Raw genomic sequence first — 5417 nt, forward strand, 5'->3', positions numbered from 1 at the left:
GTGTGCCCCAGGTTCGACTTGATCGACCCCAGCCACAACGGCGCATCCACGGCACGGTCCTGCCCATACGTCGCCAGCAGCGCCTGCGCCTCGATCGGGTCGCCCAGCCGCGTTCCCGTGCCGTGCGCCTCCACCGCGTCGACCTGCTGCGGGGTCAGGCCCGCAGCCGCCAGCGCCTGCTTGATGACCCGCTGCTGAGCGGGACCGTTGGGGGCGGTGAGGCCGTTGCTCGCGCCGTCCTGGTTGACGGCCGACCCCCGCACCACCGCCAGCACCCGGTGCCCGTTGCGGCGCGCGTCCGACAACCGCTCCAGCACCAGGACACCCACACCCTCACCCCAGCCGGTGCCGTCCGCGGCCTCGGCGAACGGCTTGCACCGACCGTCCGCAGCAAGACCCCGCTGCCGGCTGAAGTCCACGAACGTGTCCGGAGTCGACATCACCGTCACACCACCGGCCAACGCCAGCGAGCACTCACCACCCCGCAGCGCCTGCGCCGCAAGGTGCACCGCCACCAGCGACGACGAGCACGCCGTGTCCACCGTCACCGCAGGACCCTCAAGACCCAGCGCATACGACACCCGGCCGGAAGCGATGCTGCCTCCGACGCCCATGAAGCCCTCGGTGTCGTGATGGGCGGAGCGTTCCAGCACCGTGGCGTAGTCGTGGTACATCACGCCCGTGAAAACACCGGTGGCGCTGCCGCGCACGGTGGCCGGGTCGATGCCCGCCCGCTCGAACGCCTCCCACGAAGTCTCCAGCAGCAACCGGTGCTGCGGGTCCATCGCCAGCGCCTCACGCGGGCTGATCCCGAAGAAGGCGGGATCGAACTCGGCGGCCTGGGCGAGGAATCCACCGTGCCGGGTGTAGGTCTTGCCGATGGCCTCCGGGTCCGGGTCGTACGACTCCTGCCACAGCGGACCACGGTCCGACGGGAACTCGGAGACGGCGTCGCCGCCCGCGGCAAGCAGGCCCCACAGGTCCTCCGGCGAGGCCACCCCACCGGGGTAGCGGCACGCCATGCCGACGATCACGACCGGATCGTCCGACGTCACCGACACGACCTGCGACCCGACCTCCGACGTCTCTTCGGCGCCCACGAGTTCGGCTTCGAGGAAGCCGGCGACCGCAATCGGCGTCGGGTGGTCGAAGACGAGTGTCGCCGGCAGCCGTAGACCGGCCTCCGCGCCCAGCCGGTTGCGGAACTCCACCGCTGTGAGGGAGTCGAAACCGAACTCCTTGAAGGGCTTTTCGGGTGCGACGTCGGCCGCGCCGCCGAATCCGAGGACGGAGGCGACATGGCCGCGTACGAGATCGAGCAGGACGCGGGTGCGTTCGGCGGCCGGCAGACGCTCGAGCCGGCCGGCCAGGTCTCCGGCCGTGGCCTTCGAGCCGGCCGCGACGGCCCTGCGTGCGTCGGCCGAGGACCGGACCAGTCCGCGCAGGGCGTGGGGCAGTTCACCGCGCCTGGCCCGCTGCTCCAGGGCCCGGAAGTCCATGACGACGGGAAGCAGATGCGCTTGCCCGCCGTACGCGCCGGAGAGCACCGCGTCCAGCAGGGCGAGGCCCCGTTCCTCGTCGATGGGCAGGACCCCGACGCGTGCCATCCGGTCCAGGTCGGCCGCGGTGAGTCCGGCGCCCATGCCGCCGACCTCCGGTGCCCACAGGCCCCACGCCAGCGAGACACCCGGCAGCCCTTGGGCCCGCCGCTGCGCGGCGAGGGCGTCCAAATAGGCGTTGGCGGAGGCGTAGTTGGCCTGTCCGGTGCCGTCGAAGGTGGCCGCGCTGGAGGAATAGAGGACGAACGCGTCCAGGTCGCGGTCGGCCGTCAGTTCGTGCAGGTACTGCGCCGCAAGCGCTTTGGGCCCCCACACCGACTCCAGGCGCTCCGGCGTCAGTGACTCGATCGTCGAGTCGTCGAGGACGCCGGCGGTGTGGACGACGGCCGTGATGTCCGGGTGGGCGGCGAGCAGACGGGCAACAGCCTCCCGGTCGGAGATGTCGCATGCCTCCACCATCACGTTGACGGCGCCCAACTCTCCCAACTCGGCCATGAGTTCGGTAGCGCCGGGGGCAGCGGTACCGCGTCGGCCGACGAGCAGGACGTTGCGGACACCGTGGGCAGCCACCAAGTGGCGCGCGGTCAGCGCGCCCAGGCCGCCGGTGCCGCCGGTCACCAAGACCGTGCCCGACGTGGACCACGAACCGCCGCCGTCCGACGACACCGTCTCGCGGGCCAGCCGCGGAGCATGGAACTGGCCCTCGTAGTAGGCGAGTTCGGGCTCACCGGCCTGGATGTGCTCGGGCAGGTCCCGGGTGTCGATCAGGACGATGCGGCCGGGGTGCTCGGCCTGGGTGGCCCGGGTGAGGCCGCGGATGCCGGACTGCTCCGGGTCGGTGGCGGCCCCCGTGGTGTGGACGAGGAGGGTCCGCTCGCCGTCGAGGTGGGCCTGCAGCTGCGGGAGCAACTCGGCGGCCGTGGCGGCCCGCAGGACCGTGTACGAGGTGGCGGGCTCGGTCACCTGCGCGGTGACCGGCACCCAATCCACCCGGTACAGGTCACGGACGGCACTCGCCTCCGCTTCCGCCGCCGTGACAGGGCGCAGGGCCAGCGCCCCGACCGTGGCCACCGGGGTGCCGACCGGGTCGGCGAGGTCGAGCCGGTAGCCCGAGGCCTCGTCCACGACACGCACCCGCAGCGCCGAGGCTCCGGTGGCGTACAGCGTGACGTCCGACCAGGAGAACGGCAACTGGGCCGCCGAGTCCGCCTCCTGCGCCAGGGTGATGGCGTGCAGGGCGGCGTCGAGGAGAGCGGGGTGGATTCCGAAACCGTCCGTGTCGGTTCCCTCGGGCACGGCCACCTCGGCGTGGACCGTGCCGTCGACGGAGCGCCAGGCGGCCGTGAGGCCCTGGAAGAGCGGGCCGTACTCCAGACCAGCGCCGGCCAGGTCGCCGTACAGGTTCGCGATGTCGACCGGTTCCGCGCCGTCCGGAGGCCAGACGCTGAGGTCGGCGACCGGCTCGACGGCATCGGCCGACAGGGAGCCCTCGGCGTGCAGAGTCCAGGTCTCCTCACCCTCCGGGCGGGAGTGGACGGTGACAGCGGGCTCGTCCCCCTCACCGACCCGCACCCGCAGCGCAACCGCACCGCTCTCCGGAACAACAAGCGGGGCATGCAGTGTCAGGTCACGCACGGCTCCGCAACCGATCTGGTCCCCCGCCCGCACGGCGATCTCGACCAGGGCGGCACCGGGCACGATCACCGTCCCGTGCACGGCGTGCTCGGCCAGCCACGGCTGGGCGGCCAGCGACAGCCGACCGGTGAACAACACACCCTCGCCGTCCGGCAGTTCCACCGCCGCACTCAGCAGCGGGTGCTCGGCATCCGCCTGCCCGGCACTGGCGACGTCACCGCGCGCCGCACCCGCGTAGGCGTCGAGCCAGTACGGCTGGTGCTGGAACGCGTAGGTGGGCAGGTCGACGGACCGTCGGCCGGGGCCGAAGTAGGCCGCCCAGTCGACGAGCGGCAGCCGGGTGAGTGCCTCGACCAAGGCCTGCGCCTCGGAACGGTCCCGCCGCAGACCCGCGACGAGCGTCGCTTCCGTACCGGTGTCCGCGGCCATCGCCGTGAGCACGGCGTCGGGGCCCAGCTCAAGGAAGGTACGGATCCCGCGCCCGTCGAGGGTGGCGACGGCATCGGCGAAGCGGACGGCTTCGCGGACGTGGCGGACCCAGTACGACGGCTGGGACAGCTCCTCGTACGACACCGCGGCACCGGTCAGCGTGGAGACGATCGGTATCGCAGGCTCGGAGTAGGTGAGTTGGGCGGCGACCTGCTCGAACTCGGCGAGCATCGGCTCCATCAGCGGCGAGTGGAAGGCGTGGCTGACGGCCAGCCGCTTGGTCTTGCGACCCGCCTCGGCAAAGTGCCGTACCACCTCCTCGACGCCTGCCTCCGGCCCGGAGACGACGATCGACACCGGCCCATTGACCGCGGCGATCCCAGTGCCCTCCGGCAGGACGGCCCTTACCTCGTCCTCCGTGGCCTGTACGGCGGCCATCGCACCCCCGGCCGGCAACTGCTGCATCAGACGGCCACGAGCAGCCACCAGCCTCGCCGCGTCCTCCAGCGACCACAGCCCGGCCACATGCACGGCGGCCAGCTCACCGATCGAATGCCCGGCCAACGCATCCGGCCGCACACCCCACGCCTCCAGCAGCCGGAACAGCGCAACCTCCAAGGCGAACAGAGCAGGCTGCGTGTAACCCGTCTCGTCGAGGCTTGCCCCGCCGAACATCACGTCCTTCAGCGGCCGTTCGAGGTGAACGTCCAGAGCCGCACACACCTCGTCCAGCGCGGCCGCGAACACCGGGAACGCCTCATACAGCTCCCGGCCCATCCCAGCCCGCTGACTCCCCTGCCCCGTGAACAGAAACGCCAACGGCTCCCGCCCACCGCTCGCCAAGGGGGTACTCCCACCGGCGATGGTCTCCAGGCCGGCGAGCAGCTCCTCCCGGTCGCCGCTCGCCACAGCCGTCCGGTACGGGAACGAAGACCGCTGTGTCACCAGCGAGTAGCCCACATCCGCCGGATCCACCTCCGGCCTGGTCACGGCGAACCCGAGCAGCCGCGCCGCCTGCCCGCGCACGGCTTCGGCGGTCTTGCCCGAGACGATCCACGGCACCACTGGCAGCGCCACCGCCTCCACCACCGCCGTCGGCTCCTCGGCCGGAGCCTCCTCGACGATCACATGCGCGTTGGTGCCACTGATCCCGAAGGACGAGACACCGGCACGCCGGGTTCGCTCCCCGGCGGTCCACGGCCGGGCCTCGGTCAGCAGCTCCACCGCGCCCGCCGACCAGTCCACATGCGAGGACGGCGCGTCTACGTGCAAGGTCTGCGGCAGCTGCTCATTGCGCAGCGCCAGGACCATCTTGATGATCCCGGCCACGCCCGCAGCCGCCTGCGTGTGGCCGAGGTTGGACTTCACGGAGCCCAGCCACAGCGGAGCATCCGGGGCACGGTCCTGCCCATACGTCGCCAGCAGCGCCTGCGCCTCGATCGGGTCCCCGAGCCGGGTCCCCGTGCCATGTGCCTCCACCGCATCGATCTGCTGAGCGGTGAGCCGGGCGGAGGCGAGTGCCTGGCGGATGACCCGCTGCTGGGACGGTCCGTTGGGTGCCGTCAGCTGGCTGCTGGCGCCGTCCTGGTTGACGGCCGACCCCCGTACGACAGCGAGCACCCGGTGCCCGTTGCGGCGCGCGTCCGACAACCGCTCCAGCACCAGGACACCCACACCCTCACCCCAGCCGGTGCCATCGGCGGCCTCGGCGAACGGCTTGCACCGACCGTCCGCAGCAAGACCCCGCTGCCGGCTGAAGTCCACGAACGTGTCCGGAGTCGACATCACCGTCAC

At 71.9% G+C, this 5417-nt stretch carries 1 protein-coding gene; it reads right to left on the bottom strand.

The annotated features are described in order from the left end of the window. Window positions 1-5417, bottom strand: a 5417-nt coding sequence (locus tag Q8A52_RS48595; protein WP_316765111.1) for a type I polyketide synthase, incomplete at both ends; no start/stop codon positions are given.

The sequence above is a fragment of the Streptomyces herbicida genome (genome assembly GCF_032656585.1).
GTDB classification, from domain to species: domain Bacteria; phylum Actinomycetota; class Actinomycetes; order Streptomycetales; family Streptomycetaceae; genus Streptomyces; species Streptomyces herbicida.